Here is a 20,914-nt window from a genome sequence, read left to right as displayed (position 1 = left end):
GGCCGAAATCGGCGATAAACTGTCTGTGACGATACGAAATATCGGTCTCACCGCGGGAACTCGACCTCGCGCGCGGTCCGCACGCGCTCGGGGGGAATCTCGCGACCACCGACCGCGACAGACTCGCCAGCGGCCAGTTTCCCGAACGCCGGCCCCTCCTCGACGCCGAGCGTCCGGGCCTTCGCAGGGTCGAACGCCGACTCCCGAGCGACGACGCGGTCGTCCTCGACCACCACTTCGTCGTATTTCGCGTCGAGGACGCTCGCCAGCGCGCGGACGAGGTCGCCGCGTGTCGTTTCGGCGAGCGCCGCTTGTCCCACGGGTCGGGTGCCGCTCTCCTCGGTCCCGAACGCCACCGCGAGCGAGTCGACGGCACCAAGCGCGGCCTCGGGGTCGATGTTCGCCGCTTCCTCGGTGAGTTCGGCTGGCAGATCGACGATCTCGACCAGGCCCTCGTACCTCCCTGCTGGCGTCCCGAACCGGAGCCCGTCTTCGACGGCACCGAGCTGGGCTTCCATCGCCTCGACGGTCGATAGGGGGACGCCGGATGTCGCGCGCAACCACGTCTCGCTCACCACTCGATACCCGAGGTCCTCGATGCCCTCGCGGAGGACGGGGTACTCGCCGTCGACGAGTGCGTGGTCGGCGTTCGACTGCTCGAACGCCTGTTCGATGGTGTCGGTCGCCTCGCGGGGGTGGGCCATGTCGTCGAGACACCAGTCGGCGGCGATGTGGCCAACTGCCCAGTCGGTCTCTCGAACTACGCGCTCGAACCGGGGGACGTAGTGGCCGCCGCCGAACCCGACGAACTGACGCTCGCGGTCCGGGTTCGTCTCACGGACGTCGAGGATGGCCCGCGCGACGGCCTCGGCACCGGCGGGGTCGTCCCACTGCTCGTCGTCGGAGCCGAGTTCCACGAACAGCGACGGGCACCCGACACGCGAGGGGCCGTGGTGGGTACACTCCAGTCCGACCACGTAGCTGTCGGGTGCGTGGGTCTCGAAGGCGCCGACGAGGTCGGACAGTGCGTTCGGGGCGGCGCGCGCGAGTTCGCCGTCACTGCCGCCGAACTCGTCCGGGCCGAAGTTGCCGGTGGCGTGCGCGGTGAGAAGGGGGCCGGTGTCGCCGGCGTGCCGCGACGCGAAGAAGAGGAGCGAGGGGCCGTCGAACGCCCCGGCCACGTCGTCGAGATGCAGGTGTAGCTCGTCGAACGTCCGGAGTTCGATGCCGTCGCTCGTGTAGTACGTGCCGCCACCGTCGGCGTCCGAGCGGCTAGCGTCCTCGTGTTCGGTCCAGTCTTCGAGCGCGAGCAACCGCTCCCCGATGTGTTCGGAGGCGCGATCGGCTCGCGAGACGACGACGGCGAGCATTGGCGGTGGTCGGGCGTGGGACGGGAAATCCCCTCCGACCTCGGTCTGCTGTGGCCTGCGTTTTCGCCACGACTCCGATTTGCTATCGCCGTATTCGGTTTATCTCTGGTCCTCCTGACCGCTGGCCCCCCCACCGAGCGGGCGTATTTTGGTCCTACGGCCCCTCGGTTCGCGCAATGAAGCCGTACGAGCGGGAGATTCTGCTCGAGCGTATCTCGAAAGAGAGCGCGACCGTGGGCGCGTCCATCCCCGACCGCATCGCGATACAGGGCGAAGAGATCGACCTCCAGGAGTTCGTCTTCGAGATAAAACGGCGAGACACCGTCCCCCCGGGCGAACGCGACCGGGTCGAGATCGCGAAGAAGAACCTCCGCCGTGAGCGACTCGCGCGAAAACAGCGCATCGAGGATGAGGACCTCGATATCGAGTTCGAGGAGGGTGAGGAACTCGCTCGGGCCATCATCGGCATCGACCGCGCGCTCAACGCGCTGGAGGGGCTCGATTCGCGGACGGACCTCGAAACCGAACAGCGGCGACAGGAGGCGATGGACCAGAAGCGGTGGGTGTCGTTCCTCAAGAAGGCGCTCGGCCGCGACGACGGGCCGCGAATCGGGGGCCGATGAGCCGGAACGCCGAGGTCGCCGCCCTCTTGGAGGAGATGGCCGACCGCCTCGAAGCGACGGGCGTCGAGTACAAGCCCCGCGCCTACAGACAAGCCGCGGACAACATCCGGAACCACACCGTTGCCATCGAGACGCTGGCCGAGCGCGGCCAGGACGCTGTCGAGGACATCGACCGAGTGGGCGACGCAATCTCGTCGAAGGTCGTCGAGTACTTCGAGACCGGAGCTATCCCGGAACTGGAGGAACTCCGCGAGGAACTCCCGGTCGACATCGTCGCACTCACGAAGGTCGAGGGGGTCGGCCCGAAAACGGTGGGAGACCTCTACGAGGCGCTCGGCATCCAGGATCTGGACGACCTCGAAGCCGCCGCCGAAGCCGGCGAGATTCAGGAGGTGAAGGGGTTCGGTGCGAAGACCGAACAGAACATCCTCGAGAACATCCCGTTCGCCCGGCAGAGCCACGAGCGCCAGCTACTGGGCGACGCCATCCCCCTCGCCGAGCGGGTGATGGACCACCTCGCCGCGCACGAGGCGGTCGAGCAGGTCGACACCGCCGGCTCGCTCCGACGGTGGCGCGCGACCATCGGCGACGTGGACGTACTGGTGGCGAGCACCGAGGGCGAAACTGTGGTCGACCACTTCGTCGACTTCGACGCCGACACCATCGAGGCCGGCACCTCCAAAGCGTCCCTGCGGTCGAACGGTATCCGCGTTGACCTTCGAGTGGTGGTCCCCGAGGAGTGGGGCGCGGCGCTCCAGTACTTCACGGGGAGCCGCGACCACAACATCCGCCTGCGAAACCTGGCCATCGAGCGCGAGATGAAGGTCAACGAGTACGGCGTGTTCGACGTCTCGGGCGTCGACGACCCCGACTCGGGACAGCGGGTCGGCGAGCGCGTCGGGGGCGAGACCGAGGAGTCGATGTACGCCGCGCTCGACCTCCCACTGATTCCGCCCGAGATGCGCGAGGACCGGGGGGAACTCGACGCCGCGGCCGCCGGCGAGCTTCCAGATCTCATCGAGGAAGGTGATGTCCGCGGCGACCTCCACCTCCACACCGACTGGTCGGACGGCCACGACACCATCGCAGAGATGGTCACGGGCGCCGCCGAGTTCGGCCACGACTACATCGCCATCAGCGACCACGCCACCGGTCCCGGCATGGTCGGCGGCGTCGGCGTCGAGGACGAGGGATTGATCGAGCAAGCCGAGGAAGTCAGGGCCGTGGCCGAGGACGCCCCGATTCGGGTGTTCACGGGCGTCGAAGCCAACATCGCCCCCGACGGCTCGATCTCAGTCGCGGACGACGTTCTCGCGGAACTGGACTGTGTGGTCGCCTCCCCGCACGCCAGCCTCGACGGCGACGGCACCGAGCGACTGGTCGCGGCCTGTGAACACCCCGACGTGAACATCTTGGGACATCCGACGGGGCGCCTGCTCAATCAGCGCGAGGGGCTGGACATCGACATCGACGCCGTGGCGGAGGCCGCCGCGGCGAACGACACGGCCCTCGAAATCAACGCGAACCCCCACCGGCTCGACCTCCGCGGACAGTTCGTCAAGGCCGCCATCGAGGCCGGCGCGACCATCGCCATCGACACTGACGCACACACGCCGAGCAGCTACGGGTTCGTCCGCTACGGCGTGCATACGGCGCGCCGGGGGTGGGCCGAAGCCGTGGACGTGCTGAACACCCGGGACGCCGACGGCGTGGCCGAGTTTTTGGGCGTGTAAACAGGTCGATAGCTCTTTTCGACCACGGAGCGAACCGCGGACGATGCCCTCCAGACGGACGCTGTTGACCGGGGTGACGACTGCGGCTGCCACCGCACTCGCCGGCTGTTCGAGCAGTCGGTCGCTCCCGCCGGCAACGCAGACCGACACGCCGCGTGCGCCGCCCGACGCGACCGTCATCGCGACCGACGAGACGCTCCGAGATGCCGAGCCGTACGGCGCCTTCCGACAGTCGAGCATCGGCTACGAACACACGGACGCTGGTGGATACCGCCGGCTGTACGTCCTGACCCACCACCATCTCGTTCCGGGGACCGACCAGTTCGGAACCGGGTGGCGACTCGTCGGCTGCACCGTCGACCACGACTACCACTACGCCGCGCCGACGGGTGCGACGACCACGGCCGCCAGCTACGCCCCCGTCGACCCGGACACCGAGCGGCCGACCCCGGTCCGGATGGCTCGGGCGCAGGGCGACGAGGCACCGGACCTCGTCGACCGCTGGCTCGTCCGGTACGCCCCGGCCAGCGACGCGACATGGGGGCCGACATTCCTGACGGAAGTGACCCCCAGCGTGACGTTCCGCGAGGGCGACCGGCTCGCGTCGACGCGGCTCCGCGTCGAGGTCACCGACGGCTGGCTCGACGACGCGGCGTTCGAACTGACGACCGCCCTCCGCTACGGCCGGGACGGGTGAGCCATGGCTCTCTCACCGCCGTTCTGCTGTGACGTGATGTGCGGCAAACTCGCCGTCTACCTCCGGATGTGTGGCTACGACACCGCCTACGCGCTCGACCGGGGTATCGAGGCCGACGACGCCATCGCCGACCTCGCCCGCGAGGAGAGCCGGACCGTCCTCACGCGCGACCGCCAGCTCGCCGAGCGGACGGGAGGCGTCTTACTCACCGACCGGAGCGTCGAGGGACAACTCCGCGAACTCCGCGAGGCGGGGCTCGACCTCGCACTCGACGGCGAACCCGCGTACTGCGGTACCTGCAACGGTCCAGTCGAGCCAGTCGGCCCGGAGGAGCGGACGCCCGAGTACGCACCCACCGCCCGCGAGACCGACATCTGGCGGTGTCGCCACTGCGGACAGTACTTCTGGAAAGGGTCACACTGGGACCGTGTGAGAGAAACGCTTCGCGGGCTCTAGTTGTTCGGCGACCACTGCGAGCAGGCGTCCATGTCGTCCATGGCCTCGCTGTGGAGGCCACAGTACGGCTGGAGCCCGTCGTCGGTGCGGACGTAGCTGAAGTGCTCGCAGTTGCCGCAGTAGACGTCGCCCTGCGGGGCCGGCTCGTCGTCGCGCATGATCTCGGCGTCGCGGGTCGACTCCGGACTCGGCTGCGGTGGCGTCGACGACGAGGCGTGCGTGACCTCCGCGCCACCGTCCGAACGCGCGGTGTTCGGGCTGTTCGTCTGCGTCGGCGTGTTGCCGTCGGGCGTCGACCCCAACAGGCCGATGCCGCCGAGCCCCTGCCGGAGGCGGTCGTTCGACACCTCGATGACCTTCGTCTTCCCCTCCTTGGTCACCTCCAGTCGGACGGTGCCGCCGGGGTCGTTGCGCGCCTTGAAGTTCGCGACGGCGACGAACAGACACCAGAACGTCGTGATAGCGCCGAGGAAGTACACCGCGACGACGGGCATGGTGTAGTCCGTCGGCATCCCGTACCACTGCCGGGGATACACTTCGGTGAAGACGACGACGCCGGCGACGGCGACGAGCGCGCCGAGGCCCGCGATGGCGCGGAGCCGGCGCGACGCCTTCGGGAGCACGATGATGGCCCCGAGGAACGTCGCCGGCAACCCGAGTCCCGCGAACACGCCCGCCAACTCGCGTGAAGCGAACTTGTCGAGCCCGGCGACGCCCGCTGCGCCTGCGGATGTTCCGACAACGATACCAGCGACGGTGAGCACCGCTCCAAGCAGGAACAGCGCGACACCGACGTACAGCCGTCGAAGGTCGGCCCCTCCAGCGCCTCCCTCGTAAACCTCCGTTAGGCTGGTCATAGAGTCCCTTTCCGCCCATCCCGCAAAAAGCTGCGTCAGACGCGCGGCAGACGTTCGCTCCTCAGAGGAGCTTCGAGCATGAAAAAGGACTTATCGGCTGGTCGTGACGTTGGGGCCATGAAAGCTGTCGTGCTAGCAGGGGGGTACGCGACGCGCCTGTGGCCGATCACCCGCCACCGGCCGAAGATGTTGCTGCCGGTAGGCGAGACGACCGTCATCGACCGCATTTTCGCGGGTCTCGAAGCGGACGAGCGCATCGACGAAGTGTTCGTCTCCACCAACGAGGCGTTCGCCGAGGAGTTCGAGGCGTACATCGCGGACAGCGAGTTCCAGAAGCTCACGCTCTCGGTCGAGGACACCACCGACGAGGACGAGAAGTTCGGCGTCGTCGGTGCGCTCGGCCAGCTCGTCGACCGCGAAGGGGTCGACGACGACATGCTCGTCATCGCGGGCGACAACCTCATGGGGTTCGACGTCTCCGAGTTCATCGACTTCTTCGAGTCGAAGGGCCAGACCACGCTCGCGGCGTACGACGTCGGCACCCTCGAACGCGCCACCTCCTACGGCGTCATCGACGTCGACGGCGACCGCGTCGTCGCCCTAGAGGAGAAACCCGACAACCCCCCGAGCACGCTCGTCTCCATCGCCTGCTACGCCTTTCCCCGCGAGTCGCTCCGATTCGGCGAGTACCTGGGCGACGGCAACAACCCCGACGAGCCGGGCTGGTACATCAAGTGGCTCGTCGAGAACGACGAGGTGTACGCCTTCCCGTTCGACGACGCGTGGTACGACATCGGGACGCCCCAGTCGTATCTGGAGGCGGTCGCGTGGGCACTCGGTGGCGAGTCGCTCGTCGCCGCCGACGCCGAGGTCGTCGACTCCGAGATCCGCGACAACGTCCACGTCATGCCCGGCGCGCACATCGAGGACTCGATTATCGAGGACAGCGTCGTGTTCCCGAACGCGACGGTGAAGGACTGTGAGGTCCACGACTCCATCATCGACGAGGAGACGCACGTCGCGAACGTCGACCTCGCGGGCGCACTCGTCGGCGCGCACACGAAGCTGACGAACAGCGGCACACGAACCCAGTAGCGGGGCCGAGACGCCGGTCACGGACGAAAGCTGGGCTTTCTTCGGGTACGCGCGTTATTACTTTTCGACTGGACGACGTCGGTAGCATCGGAGGTGTACCCAGATGCAATCAGAAGGCCGACTCCGCGTCAACGCGGTCGACTGGCTCTCGCTGGCACTCGTCATCGTCGGTGCCATCAACTGGGGGCTCGTCGGTATCGGTGGATTCATCGACGCCAACTGGAACCTCGTCAACCTGATCTTCGGGTCGATTCCGGTCGTCGAGAACCTCGTCTACCTGCTGGTCGGCGTCGCCGGGCTCTACGAGCTGTACTTCGCGTACCAGCTCTACAGCGCCCGCGAGATGCCGAGCAAGCAGCCCACGTAGCGACCCACTTTTTCCGTCAGTAGTGGCTAGGCGAGCCGCGCGTCAGTGATTTCGACGTGGCCTCTATCCCCGTCCCAGACGGTGTCGTATTCGAGTTCGATTCGCCGGGCCATGTGCGGTCCGTCCACCACGAACGTCTCGAACTCACCCCCCTCACCGAGGATGTGGACGCCGTAGTCGTCGTGGAGGGCTTCCAGTTCCGCGATGGCTTCGGCATCGAGCGTCCGGCCCAGCCACGACTCGTCGAGGCCGTAGGCGGCGACCTGCAGGATTTTGATTTCGAAGCCCGCATCGAGCATGGCGTCCGCGAGGTCGCGGGGGTCTTCCTGCCACAGCGGCGCGAACAGGTCGGCGCCGAGTCGGTCACACATCGCCTGAATCCGCGACGTCTGGTACTCGCTCTCGACGGCGCCCGCGGTGATGCCACCGATTCCCCCCCACTCCTCGGCGAGCGATTCGAGCGCGCGCTCCAGCGGCTCGAGCTCGCGGTCGCCCTGCTCGCCGCTCTCCACAGCGTGTTCGGCCTCGAAGTCCTCGGGGTGGACGTCGAGCAGGTCGATACCGACTGACTCGGCGGCGAGCGCCGTCAGATGCGTCGCCGGCGTGTGATACATGTAGGAGTCGCCCGCGGGGTGAACCGTGACCAGCCGCTCGACGGGGTGGCCCGCTTCGAGCGCCTGATAGAGTGCCCACGAGGAGTCCTTCCCGCCCGAAAAGAGGCTCACCCACGGTGCGCTGTCGCTCATGTGTTCGGGTACGGGTACGGGAAGATAGGCTCTCCGTCTCGCGTCAGGTGTTCTCGGGCACGCCTTCGAGCTCGCGCGCCGAGAGGTAGGAGGCGAATCGGACGCCGACGAGCGAGACGACGACGCCAGTGACGACGAACAGCGCGAGCCGCTCCCAGACCGAGAGCGTAATCGGGTCGACGGTGAGCGCACCGAGGGTGAGCCGTGGGACGGTGAGTGCGGGGATCTCGCCCGCGCGTTCGAGGAAGTAGGCAGTGAACCCGCGGACGACGAGGCCGACGGCGACGACGCCGAACGGCAGGTTGAGCAGCGCCCCATGGACTCCCTCGTCGCCGAGCAGTTCGTCCAGTAGTCGGCCGGTCGACGCGGCCAGCGCCGCCGCTCCGAGCCACGGGACGGCGTCGAAGACGAACTGCATCACCGTGAGGAACACGCTGGTGTTCCCGAGCGGCGAGACGGCGATGGCGCCCGCGAACAGCCCGACGAGCGCGAGCCCGAGTCCGATGACGTAGGTGACGAGCGACACCTGCCCCGAATAGAAGGCGTCGCGGACGGCACCAGGGAGGGTGGCGACGAAGTCGCCGATACCCAGCCCCTTGTACAGCAGGAAGGTGCCGAGGACGGCGACGACGACGGCGATGGCGACGGTGATGGACTCCGCGAGGAACAGCAGGAGAGGGAACGCCAAGAGTGCGGCGCCCAGGGGCACGAGCACCGTCGACCGGAGCTCCTCGTCGGCGAGGAACTGCTTGAGGACGTAGTACGTCGACTCGATGTCGTGGCTCTGCCGGACGACGACGCGGTCGACGGCGTCCACGCGGACGCGCGACTCGATGATGGGGACCAGTCGCTCGGCCTCGGCGCTGTTGACGACGATGATGGCGGAGTCGGGGTCGTAACGCGCGATCAGCTGGTCGACGCCGCGGGCGACGGAGCGGTCGGTGGAGATGGCGTCACCGCGCCCGGAGACGACGCCCACGATGGCCTCCTCGTTCTCGTCGCGGAGGTCGCGGGCGACCTTCAGGCTCTCCAGCAGGCAGTTGACCCGCGAGTCCTCCGGGTCGTCGATGCCCACGTCGGTGACGAGCGCGCGGACGGCTTCCCACCCCACCACGGGCTCGTCGGTCAGCCCGCCGTCGCGGTCGACACACAGCACGAGGGTGGTCACACTCGAATGGGACCGTCGCAGCGGTAAAAACCCTGTAGTCGGTTGCGGCGGTTACAGCCGGAACTCCGCGTCGCCGTCGACCGTGTCGGCCAGCCCGCGGCCGAACGCGTACGCCATCGCGCTCGCCCCGCCGCGCATCCGGGCGGCGAGCCCCGTTGGCGGCTGGAACTCGCGGACGGCGATGTCGGTTCCGAGCAGCTCCTCGACGCGGTCCTCGGCGTCGTCGCGGGTTCCGATAGCGTCCACGAGGCCGAGTTCGCGCGCTTCCTCGCCGAGGTACACCTTCGCCTCCGTCGACCGGAGGAACTCGGGGTCCATCCCGCGCGCCTCGGCGACGGTCTCCACGAAGGTCTCGTAGTGGCCGTCGATGAGGTCCTGGAGGTACGCCCGCTCGTCCTCGTCGAGTTCGGTGAAGGGGACGCCCGCTTCCTTGAACTCGCCGGCGGTGAACTGCTCGTAGTCGACGCCGAGCGTGTCGAGCAGTCCCGTCGCGGTGAACCGCGACCCCCGGACGCCGATGGAGCCGACGATGCTCCCCGCTCTCGCGTACAGCTCGTCGCAGGCGCTCGCGATGTGGTAGCCGCCCGACGCACAGACGTCCGTGGTGTACGCGATGGTGGGGCCGTCGAACCGGTCGACAGCGAGCCGGATGTCGTCGCTCGGGACGATCTCGCCCCCCGGCGTGTTCAGTTTGAGGAGGAGCGCGTCGACGTTGCCGTCCGCGGCCGCGCGGTCGAGCTGGTCGACCACGCTGTCGGCGCCTTGCCCGACCGGCCCCGTCGGGATGCCCCCCCCACCGTCGCGGGTGATCGGCCCCTCGACCGCGACTTCGGCGACGTTGTAGCTCGGGAACACCGAGCCGGCGAGGCGGCCGGCGGCTCGGGCGGCGAGCGGTATCGTCGCGAGCACGAGCAAGACGCCGACGAGGTCCGCCCCGTCGGTGGGGTAGTCGACGAGCAGCTCGAAGGCGACCAGCACCGCGAGCACCACCACCACGACGAGGATGAAGACGCGCCCGACCCGGTCACTGGTGTCGTTCATACCCGGACTCCGGTCCGGCAGTGGATAAAGGGGCGTGTCGTCTTCATGTAACCCGAGGCGCCGAGTCACTCTCGTATTCGCAGGCGCGCCGGCGCTATCCGTTCGAATGGGTCGGGTCCCCTCCGCGGATTTTTGACATCTCGTAGACAGGCATTTATATATAGTCCCGGCGTGAAACTGACGATTGCACCTTAGTCAGGGTGCACCTACTCCCTCGACCCTGGCGCGCGAATCCTCTCCCCCCACCGCCGCGCGCCGGGCCGTTTTCACGTTCCCGAGCAGCGCGGCTGTCTGGCGGTTGCTGTCCGATGAGAGCGCCGTCGCTGTCGCTCGCTCGGCGAATACTTGAGAGAACGTGTGCGAATCGCGTTTAGAGCAGCCCCGTCTTCTGGAGCTTCATCAGGTCCTCGGTGTCGAGGGTCTCGCCGTTCTGGAACGCCTCGTAGATCTCTTCGGCCTCGGCGCGGGCCTCTTCCTTCTTGGCCTCGCGCTCCTCCTTCCGCTCGGACTCCTCTTCCTTGTCCATCTCGCGGAGGCGCTTCTGGACGCGGACGAAGTCCTCGTGGTGGCGGTCGGCGGCTTCCTGCGCCTCGACGAACTTCTCGTGCCACTCGTCGGCGTCGTCACGGATCTCGTCGGCCTCGCGGTAGGCCTCGATCATCTGGTTGTGGTGCTCCTGAGCCTTGTCCGCGAGCTCCGTCACCTTCTGGTGGTGCTCGCTCGCCTGTGCGCGCACTTCCTGGGCCTTCTCCTTGACGTCCTCGAGGTCGCCGGACTGGTCGAGCTTCTCCTTGCGCTCGGCCAGCTTCTCGCGCTTCTGCTCGATCTTCTCGATGAGCTCGCGCTCGTCCTCGGTCGAGAGCACCTCGGTCTGCTGCTTGAACTCGAGCTCCTCGATCTCCTTCTTGAGCTGCTCGACGCTCTTGCCCTCGTTGAGCTCGAGGTCGTCCTTCAGGCCGTCGACCTTGTCGAACAGTTCGTTGGCCTTCGCGTTCAGGTCGTTGCGCTTCTTCTTGTGCTCCTGGACCTGCTCGTTGAGCTCGTCGCGCTTCTCGCGGTGCTCCTGTGCCTCGTCGACCTTCTCGCGGGTCTTCGCGTTGAGCTCGTCGCGCTTGGAGGCGCGCTCGGAGGCCATCTGGTTCAGCTCGTTCCGTCGGTCACGGAGCTGTCCAGCTTTCTTGATAAGTTTCCCTTTGTTTTCGGTCTCGAGGTCGTCGTCTGTGAGTGCTACGTTGTCGGATTCGTTGATGCTCTCTGCCATGGTTACTATCTATTCCATTACCGCACCGAGCGCAGCATCGGCTCGAAAAGGTGCAACCGTCGGACAAGCAGGCTTCCCTGTCATTCTGGTCGGCTAGCGATGCTGAACGCCGGTGGCGTTCTGGTACTTCTGTGTACAATCTGTTTGTATTTAAAGTTTTTGCAGCGGATGAGGGGTGTAAACGGCTACCAAACGCCGTACGAGGCCCCGTCAGGGGTTGGCACGGTTTCGCTGTTGATATATAAACTGCTGACGGGTGGTATATATACTCCAGGCGATGGCCGGGGAGGGCGTGGGGCGGCCCACCGGGCGAGGCAAACGGCGGCGCTCAAGTGGCCCCGCTGTCTCCCGTCGAACATGGAACAACGCGTCCACGCGACCGGACACGAACACGTCACGGCCGCCCACGCGAGCACGTGGGAGCTCACGAGCGACGACTGGCTCACCCCTGCAGGGGACTGCATCATCGGCGTCGAGGCCGAGCCCGTCCCCGCCGACTTCGATTCCGAATTCGTCGACGCCTGTCAGAGCCACGACGCGACCATCGAGGCCACCCTCCGCGCCGACGGCCACGAGCAGGTCGTCCGGGGACGAGGCCACCCCGACCTCACGTTCGAGAACGACCGCAGCATGGTCGCCCGGACCAGCGACTACGTCGACGACCGAACAGTGATGGTCGGTGCGGACACGGCCGCCGAGGGCATCGACCGCGAGCTCGTGGCGGCGCTCGGCGACGGCGCGGCCCTCGTCTGTACCTTCCGCGTCGAGTGAGCCATCGGCTGCCCGCGCGACTGACCCATCGACTGACACGGACGGCACGCCTTTGTGTCGGTCGCCCCTTGGCGACGTATGCGCGTCGCTGTACTCGGTGCCGGCTACGCCGGCCTGACGGTCGCCCGCCGCCTCGAGCGGCGCCTCTCCGACGACGTCGACCTCGTCGTCGTCGACGCCTCTCCCGACCATCTCGTCCTGCACGAACTCCACCGCGTCGTCCGTCACCCGGACCTCGCGGAGGTCATCACGGTCCCGCTCGAAGACCTCTTCGACCGCGCCACAGTCAGACAGGCGCGCGTCACCGACGTCGACACCGACGCGGGCGTGGCGACGCTCGACACCGACACCGGGACCGAGGAACTCGACTACGATGCCGCGGCCGTCTGTCTCGGGAGCGAGACTGCCTTCTACGGGCTGCCCGGCGTCGAAGCCCACGCCACCCCCCTCAAGTCGCTCGACGACGCCTTCGCCATCCGGCAGGGCGTGCTGGCTGCGGACGACGGCGGCCGCGTGGTCGTCGGCGGTGCGGGGCTCTCGGGCGTCCAGCTCGCGGGCGAACTCGCGGCGCTCGGCGACGAGGAGGACATCGCCCTTGACGTGACCCTCCTCGAACAGGCCGACCGCGTCGCACCGGGGTTCGACACGGCGTTCGCGGCCGCACTCGACCGGGAACTCACGGACCGCGGGGTCACCGTCGAGACGGGGACGACCGTCGAGTCTGCCACCGAGGACGAGATTGCGCTCGCCGACGACCGCACGCTCCCGTACGACGTGTTCGTCTGGACCGGCGGCATCGGCGGCCCGGCCGCGCTCGGTGGCACGCGACCGTCGGTCGGCGCGGACCTCCGCGTCGGCGAGTCGACGTTCGTCGTCGGCGACGCCGCTCGCGTGACCGACGCCGCCGCCAAGCAAGTGCCTGCGACGGCACAAGCCGCCGTCCGTGAGGCACGCGTCGCCGCCCGCAACGCCGAGCGACTGGTGACCGAGGGACCGACCGACGCCGCCGGTGACAACCCGTTCGACGCCTTCACGTTCGACAGCGTCGGCTGGGTCGCCTCCGTGGGCGACGGCGCGGTCGCACAAGTCGGCCCGGTCGTCCTGAGCGGCGACCCCGCCCGCGCGGCGAAGGCCGTCATCGGGGCGGGCCACCTCGGCTCGGTCGGCGAAATCGAGGCGGCGTCGACGCTCGTCAACCACGAACTCGGATGGCCGACCGGATCGGACGCCGTGGCCCGGCTCGTGACCGCACTACAGACCGATCACCTGACACAGGGCACCGACCCGGCCTCCCCGAGCGAACTGGAGGTCCCACTCGCGGTTCCCGCACTCGGGCTGCTGGAGGCGGTCGCTCCCGCCCAAGGGGTCGACCTCACGGCGTTGACGCGGCTCGCCGACCGCACCGCCCCCGGTAGTCCGGCCAACGCGATGGGGCGTGCGCTCGCCGACTCGGTCGGGCTGTTCGGTGCGGTGTTCGGTCGCCCGTCCGACGACGACGCGGAGTGAGCCCGCACGCGGGGTCGGCTTTTTGCGTTCGCGGGTCGACTCGGGAGCCATGCCCGTGCTCCGCCGCGTCGTCGTCGATGTCCTGAAGCCACACGACCCCGACCTCGTCGAGTTCGCTGACGCCGTCGCAGCCACCGACGGCGTCGACGGCGTCAACGCCACCGTCATCGAGCTCGACCGCGAGGTGCAGAACGTGAAACTCACCATCGAGGGCCCGGATCTCGACCTCGACGCCATCGAGGACACGGTCGACGGACTCGGCGGCTCGGTCCACTCCGTCGACGAGGTGGCCTGCGGGTCGCGGCTGGTCGACGAGTCGCGAACCCTGCAGGACTGAGCGGATGCTCGACTCGTTGCGCGCTGCGCTCGGTCGGCCGTCGGTCCGGGCCATCGGCCGACGCTACTTCGTCTCGAACGGCTTCGACGGCACACTCACCTGCATCGGCATCGTCCTCGGCTCCGTGCTCACGGGAGTCGCCGGGAGCCCCGAGATCGTCAAGATCGGCGTCGGCGCGGCAGTCGGACTCGGCACCTCGGCGGTGTGGAGCGTCTGGGAGATCGAGCGCGCGGAGACCGCCGCGGAGATCCACGAGCTCGAAGCCGCGATGCTCGTCGACCTCGACGACACTCGCATCCAGCGCCGCCAGCAGGGCGGCCGCCTGTTCCACGCGGTCGCGAGCGGTGCCGGCCCCCTCGTCGGCATCTTCCTCCCGCTGAGCCCGTTCGTCCTCGCGGGTGCGTTCCTCGACCTCTGGACGATGGCCGCGGTCTCGGTCGCGCTCGCGGTCGGGCTCCTCGGTGTCTTCGGTGCGTACATGGGAACCGTCGCCGGACAGCGCTGGTACGTCTCGGCCGGTCGGATGGCGCTCGCCGGCGTCGTCGTCGCCGCGATAAACCTGATCGTCGGGTAGTGGTTCGTCGGGTTCCGCGTCGGCCACGCTCTTGTCCCTCCCGCTCGAACCGCCGGTATGGACGACGAGCCCGCCGAGAACATCTCCGGAGGTGCGTCGGGTGGCGGTGCGTTCGCCCCGTTCGAGCCGGGCGACGCGCACACCCGTGCCGAGGCAGTGGTCGACCGCCTCGGCGAACTGTACTGGCAGAAGACGTACGGCGGCCAGCAGGCGTTCGAGTGTCTCGTCCGGACGGTGCTCTCACAGAACACCAGCGACAAGGCGAGCCAGCCCGCGCACGACAGCCTGATGGCGCGGTACGGTGGGGGAGCGTTGGCAGCGACGCTCGCCGACGCCGACCAGGCCGAACTCGCCGAGACCATCTCGTCGGCGGGGCTCTACAACCAGAAATCCGAGACCATCATTCGACTCGCCCAGCGCGTCGTCGACGAGTACGGTGGGGCCGATGGCTTCGACCGCTTCGTCAAGGACGAGGACCCTGAGACGGTTCGCGGCGCACTGCTCGACATGAAGGGCGTCGGCCCGAAGACCGCCGACTGCGTCCTGCTGTTCTCGGGCGGGCGCGACGGCGTCTTCCCCGTCGATACCCACGTCCACCGCATCGCCCGCCGGCTCGGTATCGCGCCACCGGACGCCGACCACGAGGCGGTTCGTGAGCACCTGGAGCGCGACGTGCCCGCAGAGAAGTGTGGGTTCGGCCACACCGCGATGATTCAGTTCGGCCGCGAGTACTGCACGGCGCGGAACCCTGCATGCCTCGACGACCCGGACGCCTGCCCGATGGGCGACCTCTGCGACCAGGTCGGGGTCTACCCGGAGGCCGGCGAGGTGGTCGATCCGAGCGAGGGCGTCGACGGCTGACGCTGTCTGCGTGTGGTCGGTCCGAAAGAATGGACATGGGCCGTCCGGCAGTTCAGAGCGGTTCTCCGGTGGGTTACTGTCGGCTGATGTTCCAGCTCTTGCTCGCTGCGACGAGCAGCAACATCCCGAAGAACGCGATGAACAACCACGCGCCAGTGCTCGAGGTGAGGAACTCACCCACGATGCTGAGCAGTTCGACGCCAGCGAGCTGTCCGAGCGCGAACAGCAGGAGGGCGACACCGAACACCGCGACCGCCGTCCGCACGACGGTCTCGGTGAACCAGCTCGCGATGCGCTCGCCGGTGTCGTGCTGCTGGGTCTGTTGGGTCTGCTGTCCCTGCTGGTCCTGCTGTCCCTGCTGATTCGGCTGCTGGCTCGACTGTTGGTCCGTCGACTGCTGGCTCTGCTGGGCTGGCTGTCCGCCGTTCGTCTGCTGACCGCCAGGGTTCTGACCCATGGCACCGCGTACGACCGCTTCGGGGAAAGTTACGGGACCGATAAGCGGTGGGACGGTTCCGGGGCGTTTCCCGACCTAGTCCCCGGACGGCGGCCGTCTCGGCCGTGAAACAGTCTCGTTCGCCTAGACGTTGGGCGACCGCCACGCCGCGACGACCAGCACGGTCACGAACAGGAAGCCGAGCAACGAGAGGTTGGGGATGGTCAACCCGAGCACCGGGAGCCGGAACTGGACCGTCGCACAGGGGCCACCGAAGCCGCAACTCGTCGCCGTCGCCTGCAGGTACGAGTGGTACGCCGCGAGCGCGAGCCCCGGAACCGAGAGCGGGAGGACCGTCCGGTGGGGGAGCCGGTCGTCGAGTGTGGCGACCCCGAGGACGACCACGAGCGGGTACATCAGGATGCGCTGGTACCAGCAGAGCTCACAGGGGTACAGCCCCATCCCGAGGCTGAAGTAGAGGCTGCCGGCCGTGGCGACGGTGGCGACGGCTGTGGCGGCACCCAGCAGTCGCCGGTCACTCGGCCAGCGCATCGAGCGCCTGCCGGGTCTTGTCCGGCTCGAACGGGCTGTAGGTCTCGCCGTCGACGAGGAGCGTCGGGGTCCCGCTGCCGCCCGCATCGGCGAACGCCGAGGTGTTCGCCCGAACCGGCTCCTCGAACTGGCCGTTCTCGAGGTCGTCACGGACGCCCGCGGTGTCCGAGACGTTCGCCGACTCGGCGAACCCGACGAGGCGGTCGGTCGTCGCCCACGTCTCGGACTCGGGTGGCTGGTTCGCCATGACGTACTCGTGGTACCCCCAGTACGCCTCGGGGGCCCGGTTCCAGACGGAGAGGCCCGCACGGGCGGCCCGCGGTGCGTCCTGCCCGAGGAACGGGTCGCCGTTCGTGGTGTACGCGAGACACCGGTACGTCAACTGGAGGTTGCCCGGCTCGACGTAGTCGGTCACGATGGTCGACAGCGAGAGCACGCGGTCGGAGCCGACGGCGAACTCGGCACAGAACGGGCACTTCCAGCTCCCGAAGTAGACGACTTCGGGACCGCCGGTGCCCATCGCCGCGTAGGTCCGGTCGCTCGCGTCGTCGGGGAGGGGGGCGTTGGCCGCGGGCGACTCCAGCGGGTCGCCGCTCGGTGAGACCCGAGCGCCGCCACCACCGAAGAGACCAGTACAGCCAGCGAGCGCGGTCGACGTGCCAGCGACGGCACCGAGGAACGCGCGTCGGGAGGTGTGCATGGTCGGAGGTGAGGCCGCGCGTTCCTATGCGTTCTGGTACATCCATCCAACATCGGTCGTGGCACGGCGGCTCCTCGTGTCCGTGAGCAGCCGGCCGAGGGAGCCACGATTGAAGTGGGCCGCCCGAGAGGCCGGTGTATGTCCGCCCTCGACGAGCTCTCGGTGGTGTTGGGTGACCCCGCGGGGCGACGGTTCGCCGCGGAGTTCGTGGTGGTTGCGATCGCCATCGCCGCTGTCACGTCCGTCGCCACCGACGCCCTCGGCACGGCACTCCCGGGGCTGTTTCCCGGTGGTGCTGACGGCTACAGTCGGTTCGCGTTCCCGGACACCCGATTGGAGGGCGTCCACGCGCTCGTCGGCACGTTCCTCCTCGGTTGGTATCTCTGGTGGCGGCTGTTCTTCACGGAGCTCGGCGACGCGGTCCGAGCGCTCGCAGAAAACGAGTTGGTGTGACGCCCCGGGCTACTTGAACCGGAACGTCTCGAGGTTCTTCGGCGCGAACGTCCGCATGTTGAACTCGTGGTAGAGTGCCGAGGAGAGGTCCTGCGTGGAGGACTCGTCGCCGTGGACACACAGCACCTTCTCCGGGCGGGGGTTCATGGTGCGGACGAAGTTCTCGAGCCCCTGACGGTCGGCGTGGCCGGAGAAGCCGTCGACGGTCTCGACGTCCATCTTCAGCTTCAGGGTGTTGCCGCGCCCGCCGTTCTGCCGGTCGTTGATGGGGATCTCGTCCCAGCCGTTCTGGATTCTGCGACCGAGGGTCCCCTGCGCCTGGTAGCCGACGAACACCATCCGGTTGCGCTCGTCGCCACCGAGGTGGCGGAGCCACGACATGATGGGCCCGCCGGTGACCATCCCGGAGGTCGAGAGGATGATGGCCGGGTCGCCGTCGGCGACGTCCTGTCGCTCCTCCTCGCCGCCGTCGATGTGGTTGAACTGCTCGGCGAGGAACGGGTTCTCGTCGTCGTGGAAGATGCGGTCGCGGAGGTCGTCACGGAGGTACTCGGGGTACGTCGTGTGGATGGCCGTCGCCTCCCAGATCATCCCGTCGAGGTGGACCGGCATCTCCGGGATGTCGCCGTCGCGCATCGCCTGTTCGAGGACGAGCATGATCTCCTGTGAGCGCCCGACGGCGAACGCCGGAATCACCACCTTGCCGTCGCGCTCGTACGTCTCGTTGATAACCTTCTTCAGCTTGCGTTCGGAGTCCTCCTGGTCGGTCTGGTAGTCGTTTCGTCCCCCGTAGGTCGACTCCAGCACGAGCGTCTCGACGCGCGGGAACTCGTTGACCGCGCCGTTGAACAGCCGCGTGTCGGAGTAGTGGATGTCACCGGAGAAGGCGACGTTGTAGAGGCCGTCGCCGATGTGGAAGTGCGAGACCGCGCTCCCGAGAATGTGGCCCGCGTTGTGGAAGGTGAGCTTGATGTCCGGCGCGATGTCCGTCACGTCACCGTACTCGAGGGGGATGGTGTGCTTGATGGCCTCGCGGACCATCTCGGACTCGTACGGGGGCGCCCGACCCTCCTTCGCGGCGACGTCGAGGTAGTCCAGGGTGAGAAGCCCCATCAGGTCGCGGGTGGGCTCGGTGCAGTAGATGGGCCCGTCGTAGCCGTATTTGAACAGGAGGGGAATGAACGCGGAGTGGTCGAGGTGGGCGTGGGTGAGGACGACGGCGTCGATGGTCTGTGCACCGGCCCCGAGCGCCTCGGGCACCTGCAGGTAGGGGACCTCGCCTTCCGCGCCGGGCTTGTCACCACAGTCGATGAGAATGCGGGTCTCTGGCGTCGAGAGGATGAACGCAGCCCGGCCGACCTCGCGGCAGCAGCCGAGCGTGGTGATTCGGACCCACTCGTCGTCGGACATCTCGCGGCGGTGGATCTGCCGACCGATTCGCTCGAGGATGTCACGACGTTCTTCGCGCTCCTGTTTCAGGAAGTTGCGGACGTTCGAGACGGTCGAGGACTCGATCGGTGGCGTCCGAACGACCTCGGGGGTCCAGCCGACCTTCTGGGTGATTTCGCGGAGGGTCGAGCCGTGGCGGCCGATGACCATGCCGGGCTTCTGCGCCTCGATGACGACCTCGCCGGTGTCGGCGTGGAAGTCGAGGTCCGTGACGCCCGCCTCCTCGGGGATGACCTCGCGGATGGTCTGTTCGGCCGATTCGGGTCGGGAGAGGACGTCCGGGTCGGGGCGGACGGTGATTCGCTTGCGGAGTTTGGAGGCGAGTCGCCGGACGAGGTCGCCGTCGCTGGCGAACTCCTTCGGGTCGCGCGTGTAGACGACCAGTTCGGGACCCTCGTAGGTCACGTCCGAGATGGAGATGTGGTCGGGTACTTCGCTCGCGATCTCTTCTTTCAAATCTTCGAGTTGCCGCTCTACTGAGCTCATATCTACTGGAGAGGGTTCCGGTCGTGGTGCGCCGCTTCCGTGGGCCGGATGGCCCGGGACGACGCACATCTTGTAACAAACGTTCTCATGTGGAGTGTAGTTCCGAGAGGCTCGCCACCCATCAGAGGGCGACTGCGGGACACTGGTGACCGGAAAACCCGCTTGTTCGGTGGTACACCGCTGTTGATATAAAAGCCTTCGCAAATTGCCACTGTCGGTCACACCGGCGCGAGGCGTTCTGCCGGGGTGGAACCCTTCTTGGGCATCCCCACGACAGTGTCGTTCATGCGAATCTCTCCGGCCACCGTCCGCGCCGAGCGTGACCGCGTTCGTGACAACGAGCGGGTCGTCCCGCTCATCAATTCGACCCGTGACCGGCTCGCCGTCGCGTTCGACACCGACGTCGGCCACGTCACCGACGAACAGTACGAACGGGAGGTCGACGCGGTGTTCGCGGATGGCGATGTCGCGGTGAACGTCGCGGGACTCGCGGGGCTGCTCCGCGACCTCGACGTCGAGGGCGACTACCCGGGGTTCGTCGTCGACGAACTCCTCGGTAGAGAACTCGCGGCGACTATCGCGGGCGGCCAGCCGCTCTCACTTCTGGCCGAGGCGACGTTCCACGTCGCGGACGTCTACACCCACGGCGACGCGGCTGAGGCGGCCGGGCAAGACGACCTCGACGCGGCGCTCGCCGCGGGCTTTCAAACCCGGCTCCCGGGATGGGCGTGGACCGAGACTGAGAGTCCGTTCGCAGTCCCGCCGGAGTAACTGCCGCCGCCCACAACGCTTTGCCCGTGGCGTCGCGGGTTCGCGTATGGAGAAGGTCGCCATCGACGAGGCACCGAACGAGCCGAACCCGCTCGGCGTCAACAGCGTCCGCCGGTCGCTCTCGGATGCGCTCGGCACCGAGGACGTCTCGCTCGCGTTCTACGAACTCGAACCCGGCGAGCAGTTCTCCGGGGGGTACCACACCCACCACGACCAGGAGGAGGTGTTCTACGTCGTCGACGGGACGGCGACGTTCGAGGTCGGCCCCCCACCGGGCGACGACGCCGACCCACAGGCGTCGGCCGAAGTCGAGGTCGAGGCGGGCGAACTCGTCCGCTTTCCCCCGAGCCAGTTCCAGTGTGGCCGGAACAAGACCGACGAGCAGGTTCGCGGCCTCGCCATCGGTGCGCCCGGCGCCCAGCACAACTGGGAGGACCTCGAATCGTTCGCGCCCTGTTCGGAGTGCGGCGAGGTTACCAGTCACGGCGTCGAGGAGCCGGATGCGAACGGCGTGATGAACGTCTACTGCAACGAGTGCGGCACCGACCTGTTTTGAGGCGGACCGCGGAACCGACACCACCTTCACGCCGAACGGTGGAGGGTC

General features: G+C 67.9%; 24 protein-coding genes. 14 read left to right on the top strand and 10 right to left on the bottom strand.

What is annotated here, in order from left to right:
* Positions 1–47 precede the first annotated feature (47 nt).
* Positions 48–1,370, bottom strand: coding sequence for a D-aminoacyl-tRNA deacylase (locus NL126_RS01275; protein WP_255197090.1), 1,323 nt, complete (start codon positions 1,368–1,370; stop codon positions 48–50).
* A gap of 176 nt (positions 1,371–1,546) precedes the next feature.
* Here NL126_RS01275 and NL126_RS01270 point away from each other — a divergent pair, with 176 nt between their 5' ends.
* Genes NL126_RS01270 through NL126_RS01255 form a run of 4 tightly spaced genes read left to right on the top strand, consistent with a single transcriptional unit; the run spans position 1,547 to position 4,879 of the window.
* Positions 1,547–1,993: a DUF5788 family protein gene (locus NL126_RS01270; RefSeq protein ID WP_255197089.1), complete on the top strand. Its 447-nt coding sequence runs from the start codon at positions 1,547–1,549 to the stop codon at positions 1,991–1,993.
* Positions 1,990–3,726 carry a DNA polymerase/3'-5' exonuclease PolX gene (gene polX / locus NL126_RS01265; protein ID WP_255197088.1) on the top strand — a complete coding sequence of 579 codons (1,737 nt, stop codon included), beginning with the start codon at positions 1,990–1,992 and terminating at the stop codon, positions 3,724–3,726. The genes NL126_RS01270 and polX overlap by 4 nt, the downstream gene beginning before the upstream one ends.
* Positions 3,727–3,769: 43 nt before the next feature.
* Positions 3,770–4,423, top strand: coding sequence for a hypothetical protein (locus NL126_RS01260; protein WP_255197087.1), 654 nt, complete (start codon positions 3,770–3,772; stop codon positions 4,421–4,423).
* Between the two features lie 3 nt (positions 4,424–4,426).
* On the top strand, positions 4,427–4,879 hold the full coding sequence (locus NL126_RS01255; RefSeq protein WP_255197086.1) for a Mut7-C RNAse domain-containing protein: 453 nt from the start codon (positions 4,427–4,429) through the stop codon (positions 4,877–4,879).
* Here the strand turns inward: NL126_RS01255 and NL126_RS01250 are convergent.
* The gene (locus NL126_RS01250) at positions 4,876–5,736 is read right to left on the bottom strand and encodes a cell division protein CdpA domain-containing protein (protein WP_255197085.1); all 861 of its coding nucleotides are present in this window, start codon (positions 5,734–5,736) and stop codon (positions 4,876–4,878) included. The two genes, NL126_RS01255 and NL126_RS01250, sit on opposite strands and share 4 nt — an antisense overlap.
* Before the next feature lie 117 nt (positions 5,737–5,853).
* On the opposite strand from NL126_RS01250, the gene NL126_RS01245 reads away from it, so the two are divergent.
* Complete coding sequence (locus NL126_RS01245) at positions 5,854–6,831, top strand: nucleotidyltransferase family protein (protein ID WP_255197084.1); 978 nt, start codon at positions 5,854–5,856, stop codon at positions 6,829–6,831.
* A 103-nt stretch (positions 6,832–6,934) separates the two neighbouring features.
* Positions 6,935–7,198, top strand: a complete 264-nt coding sequence (locus NL126_RS01240) for a DUF378 domain-containing protein (RefSeq protein ID WP_255197083.1) — start codon at positions 6,935–6,937, stop codon at positions 7,196–7,198.
* Between the two features lie 26 nt (positions 7,199–7,224).
* Here the strand turns inward: NL126_RS01240 and NL126_RS01235 are convergent, their stop codons facing one another.
* From NL126_RS01235 to NL126_RS01220, 4 genes are all read right to left on the bottom strand, one after another.
* A complete protein-coding gene (locus NL126_RS01235) occupies positions 7,225–7,944 on the bottom strand; it encodes a diphthine--ammonia ligase (RefSeq protein ID WP_255197082.1) in 720 nt (239 codons plus the stop codon).
* 43 nt (positions 7,945–7,987) lie between these two features.
* Positions 7,988–9,112, bottom strand: a complete 1,125-nt coding sequence (locus NL126_RS01230; RefSeq protein ID WP_255197081.1) for a DUF373 family protein — start codon at positions 9,110–9,112, stop codon at positions 7,988–7,990.
* A gap of 51 nt (positions 9,113–9,163) precedes the next feature.
* Positions 9,164–10,153, bottom strand: coding sequence for a signal peptide peptidase SppA (gene sppA / locus NL126_RS01225; protein ID WP_255197080.1), 990 nt, complete (start codon positions 10,151–10,153; stop codon positions 9,164–9,166).
* 370 nt (positions 10,154–10,523) lie between these two features.
* The gene (locus NL126_RS01220) at positions 10,524–11,414 is read right to left on the bottom strand and encodes a coiled-coil protein (RefSeq protein WP_255197079.1); all 891 of its coding nucleotides are present in this window, start codon (positions 11,412–11,414) and stop codon (positions 10,524–10,526) included.
* Positions 11,415–11,771: 357 nt separating this feature from the next.
* On the opposite strand from NL126_RS01220, the gene NL126_RS01215 reads away from it, so the two are divergent.
* From NL126_RS01215 to NL126_RS01195, 5 genes are all read left to right on the top strand, one after another.
* On the top strand, positions 11,772–12,185 hold the full coding sequence (locus tag NL126_RS01215; RefSeq protein WP_255197078.1) for a DUF371 domain-containing protein: 414 nt from the start codon (positions 11,772–11,774) through the stop codon (positions 12,183–12,185).
* A gap of 78 nt (positions 12,186–12,263) precedes the next feature.
* A complete protein-coding gene (locus NL126_RS01210; protein ID WP_350355475.1) occupies positions 12,264–13,691 on the top strand; it encodes an NAD(P)/FAD-dependent oxidoreductase in 1,428 nt (475 codons plus the stop codon).
* Between the two features lie 49 nt (positions 13,692–13,740).
* Positions 13,741–14,028 (top strand): DUF211 domain-containing protein, encoded by a 288-nt coding sequence (locus NL126_RS01205; RefSeq protein WP_255197077.1) that lies wholly within the window; start codon positions 13,741–13,743, stop codon positions 14,026–14,028.
* 4 nt (positions 14,029–14,032) lie between these two features.
* Entirely contained in the window at positions 14,033–14,602 is a 570-nt protein-coding gene (locus NL126_RS01200; RefSeq protein WP_255197076.1) for a VIT1/CCC1 transporter family protein, read from the top strand.
* Positions 14,603–14,659: 57 nt separating this feature from the next.
* On the top strand, positions 14,660–15,463 hold the full coding sequence (locus tag NL126_RS01195; protein WP_255197075.1) for an endonuclease III domain-containing protein: 804 nt from the start codon (positions 14,660–14,662) through the stop codon (positions 15,461–15,463).
* Between the two features lie 73 nt (positions 15,464–15,536).
* Here the strand turns inward: NL126_RS01195 and NL126_RS01190 are convergent, their stop codons facing one another.
* The 3 genes from NL126_RS01190 to NL126_RS01180 form a co-directional block, all read right to left on the bottom strand.
* Positions 15,537–15,920: a hypothetical protein gene (locus tag NL126_RS01190; protein ID WP_255197074.1), complete on the bottom strand. Its 384-nt coding sequence runs from the start codon at positions 15,918–15,920 to the stop codon at positions 15,537–15,539.
* 123 nt (positions 15,921–16,043) lie between these two features.
* Complete coding sequence (locus tag NL126_RS01185; protein WP_255197073.1) at positions 16,044–16,451, bottom strand: disulfide bond formation protein B; 408 nt, start codon at positions 16,449–16,451, stop codon at positions 16,044–16,046.
* Positions 16,435–17,151, bottom strand: a complete 717-nt coding sequence (locus NL126_RS01180) for a DsbA family protein (RefSeq protein WP_255197072.1) — start codon at positions 17,149–17,151, stop codon at positions 16,435–16,437. The genes NL126_RS01185 and NL126_RS01180 overlap by 17 nt, the downstream gene beginning before the upstream one ends.
* 138 nt (positions 17,152–17,289) lie before the next feature.
* Here NL126_RS01180 and NL126_RS01175 point away from each other — a divergent pair, with 138 nt between their 5' ends.
* Complete coding sequence (locus NL126_RS01175) at positions 17,290–17,604, top strand: hypothetical protein (RefSeq protein WP_255197071.1); 315 nt, start codon at positions 17,290–17,292, stop codon at positions 17,602–17,604.
* A gap of 9 nt (positions 17,605–17,613) precedes the next feature.
* Here the strand turns inward: NL126_RS01175 and NL126_RS01170 are convergent, their stop codons facing one another.
* Complete coding sequence (locus NL126_RS01170; RefSeq protein WP_255197070.1) at positions 17,614–19,539, bottom strand: beta-CASP ribonuclease aCPSF1; 1,926 nt, start codon at positions 19,537–19,539, stop codon at positions 17,614–17,616.
* 285 nt (positions 19,540–19,824) lie between these two features.
* Here NL126_RS01170 and NL126_RS01165 point away from each other — a divergent pair, with 285 nt between their 5' ends.
* Positions 19,825–20,310: a DUF7984 family protein gene (locus NL126_RS01165; protein WP_255197069.1), complete on the top strand. Its 486-nt coding sequence runs from the start codon at positions 19,825–19,827 to the stop codon at positions 20,308–20,310.
* Between the two features lie 46 nt (positions 20,311–20,356).
* Complete coding sequence (locus NL126_RS01160) at positions 20,357–20,866, top strand: cupin domain-containing protein (protein ID WP_255197068.1); 510 nt, start codon at positions 20,357–20,359, stop codon at positions 20,864–20,866.
* Positions 20,867–20,914: the final 48 nt, after the last annotated feature.

The organism is Halorarius litoreus, from assembly GCF_024362405.1.
GTDB classification, from domain to species: domain Archaea; phylum Halobacteriota; class Halobacteria; order Halobacteriales; family Haloarculaceae; genus Halorarius; species Halorarius litoreus.
Note: the sequence above shows the minus strand (reverse complement) of the source record. Positions and strands in the feature narration are given on the sequence as shown.

Excerpts from the sequence above, each read along its gene's own strand:
- NL126_RS01260 (WP_255197087.1), top strand. The coding sequence starts at position 3,770 with ATGCCCTCCAGACGGACGCTGTTGACCGGGGTGACGACTGCGGCTGCC.
- NL126_RS01210 (WP_350355475.1), top strand. The coding sequence starts at position 12,264 with ATGCGCGTCGCTGTACTCGGTGCCGGCTACGCCGGCCTGACGGTCGCC.
- NL126_RS01185 (WP_255197073.1), bottom strand. The coding sequence starts at position 16,451 with ATGCGCTGGCCGAGTGACCGGCGACTGCTGGGTGCCGCCACAGCCGTC.
- NL126_RS01200 (WP_255197076.1), top strand. The coding sequence starts at position 14,033 with ATGCTCGACTCGTTGCGCGCTGCGCTCGGTCGGCCGTCGGTCCGGGCC.
- NL126_RS01215 (WP_255197078.1), top strand. The coding sequence starts at position 11,772 with ATGGAACAACGCGTCCACGCGACCGGACACGAACACGTCACGGCCGCC.
- NL126_RS01170 (WP_255197070.1), bottom strand. The coding sequence starts at position 19,539 with ATGAGCTCAGTAGAGCGGCAACTCGAAGATTTGAAAGAAGAGATCGCG.
- NL126_RS01175 (WP_255197071.1), top strand. The coding sequence starts at position 17,290 with ATGTCCGCCCTCGACGAGCTCTCGGTGGTGTTGGGTGACCCCGCGGGG.
- NL126_RS01235 (WP_255197082.1), bottom strand. The coding sequence starts at position 7,944 with ATGAGCGACAGCGCACCGTGGGTGAGCCTCTTTTCGGGCGGGAAGGAC.
- NL126_RS01195 (WP_255197075.1), top strand. The coding sequence starts at position 14,660 with ATGGACGACGAGCCCGCCGAGAACATCTCCGGAGGTGCGTCGGGTGGC.
- NL126_RS01270 (WP_255197089.1), top strand. The coding sequence starts at position 1,547 with ATGAAGCCGTACGAGCGGGAGATTCTGCTCGAGCGTATCTCGAAAGAG.
- NL126_RS01255 (WP_255197086.1), top strand. The coding sequence starts at position 4,427 with ATGGCTCTCTCACCGCCGTTCTGCTGTGACGTGATGTGCGGCAAACTC.
- NL126_RS01220 (WP_255197079.1), bottom strand. The coding sequence starts at position 11,414 with ATGGCAGAGAGCATCAACGAATCCGACAACGTAGCACTCACAGACGAC.
- NL126_RS01160 (WP_255197068.1), top strand. The coding sequence starts at position 20,357 with ATGGAGAAGGTCGCCATCGACGAGGCACCGAACGAGCCGAACCCGCTC.
- NL126_RS01240 (WP_255197083.1), top strand. The coding sequence starts at position 6,935 with ATGCAATCAGAAGGCCGACTCCGCGTCAACGCGGTCGACTGGCTCTCG.
- polX (WP_255197088.1), top strand. The coding sequence starts at position 1,990 with ATGAGCCGGAACGCCGAGGTCGCCGCCCTCTTGGAGGAGATGGCCGAC.
- NL126_RS01205 (WP_255197077.1), top strand. The coding sequence starts at position 13,741 with ATGCCCGTGCTCCGCCGCGTCGTCGTCGATGTCCTGAAGCCACACGAC.
- NL126_RS01275 (WP_255197090.1), bottom strand. The coding sequence starts at position 1,370 with ATGCTCGCCGTCGTCGTCTCGCGAGCCGATCGCGCCTCCGAACACATC.
- NL126_RS01180 (WP_255197072.1), bottom strand. The coding sequence starts at position 17,151 with ATGCACACCTCCCGACGCGCGTTCCTCGGTGCCGTCGCTGGCACGTCG.
- NL126_RS01250 (WP_255197085.1), bottom strand. The coding sequence starts at position 5,736 with ATGACCAGCCTAACGGAGGTTTACGAGGGAGGCGCTGGAGGGGCCGAC.
- sppA (WP_255197080.1), bottom strand. The coding sequence starts at position 10,153 with ATGAACGACACCAGTGACCGGGTCGGGCGCGTCTTCATCCTCGTCGTG.
- NL126_RS01245 (WP_255197084.1), top strand. The coding sequence starts at position 5,854 with ATGAAAGCTGTCGTGCTAGCAGGGGGGTACGCGACGCGCCTGTGGCCG.
- NL126_RS01190 (WP_255197074.1), bottom strand. The coding sequence starts at position 15,920 with ATGGGTCAGAACCCTGGCGGTCAGCAGACGAACGGCGGACAGCCAGCC.
- NL126_RS01165 (WP_255197069.1), top strand. The coding sequence starts at position 19,825 with ATGCGAATCTCTCCGGCCACCGTCCGCGCCGAGCGTGACCGCGTTCGT.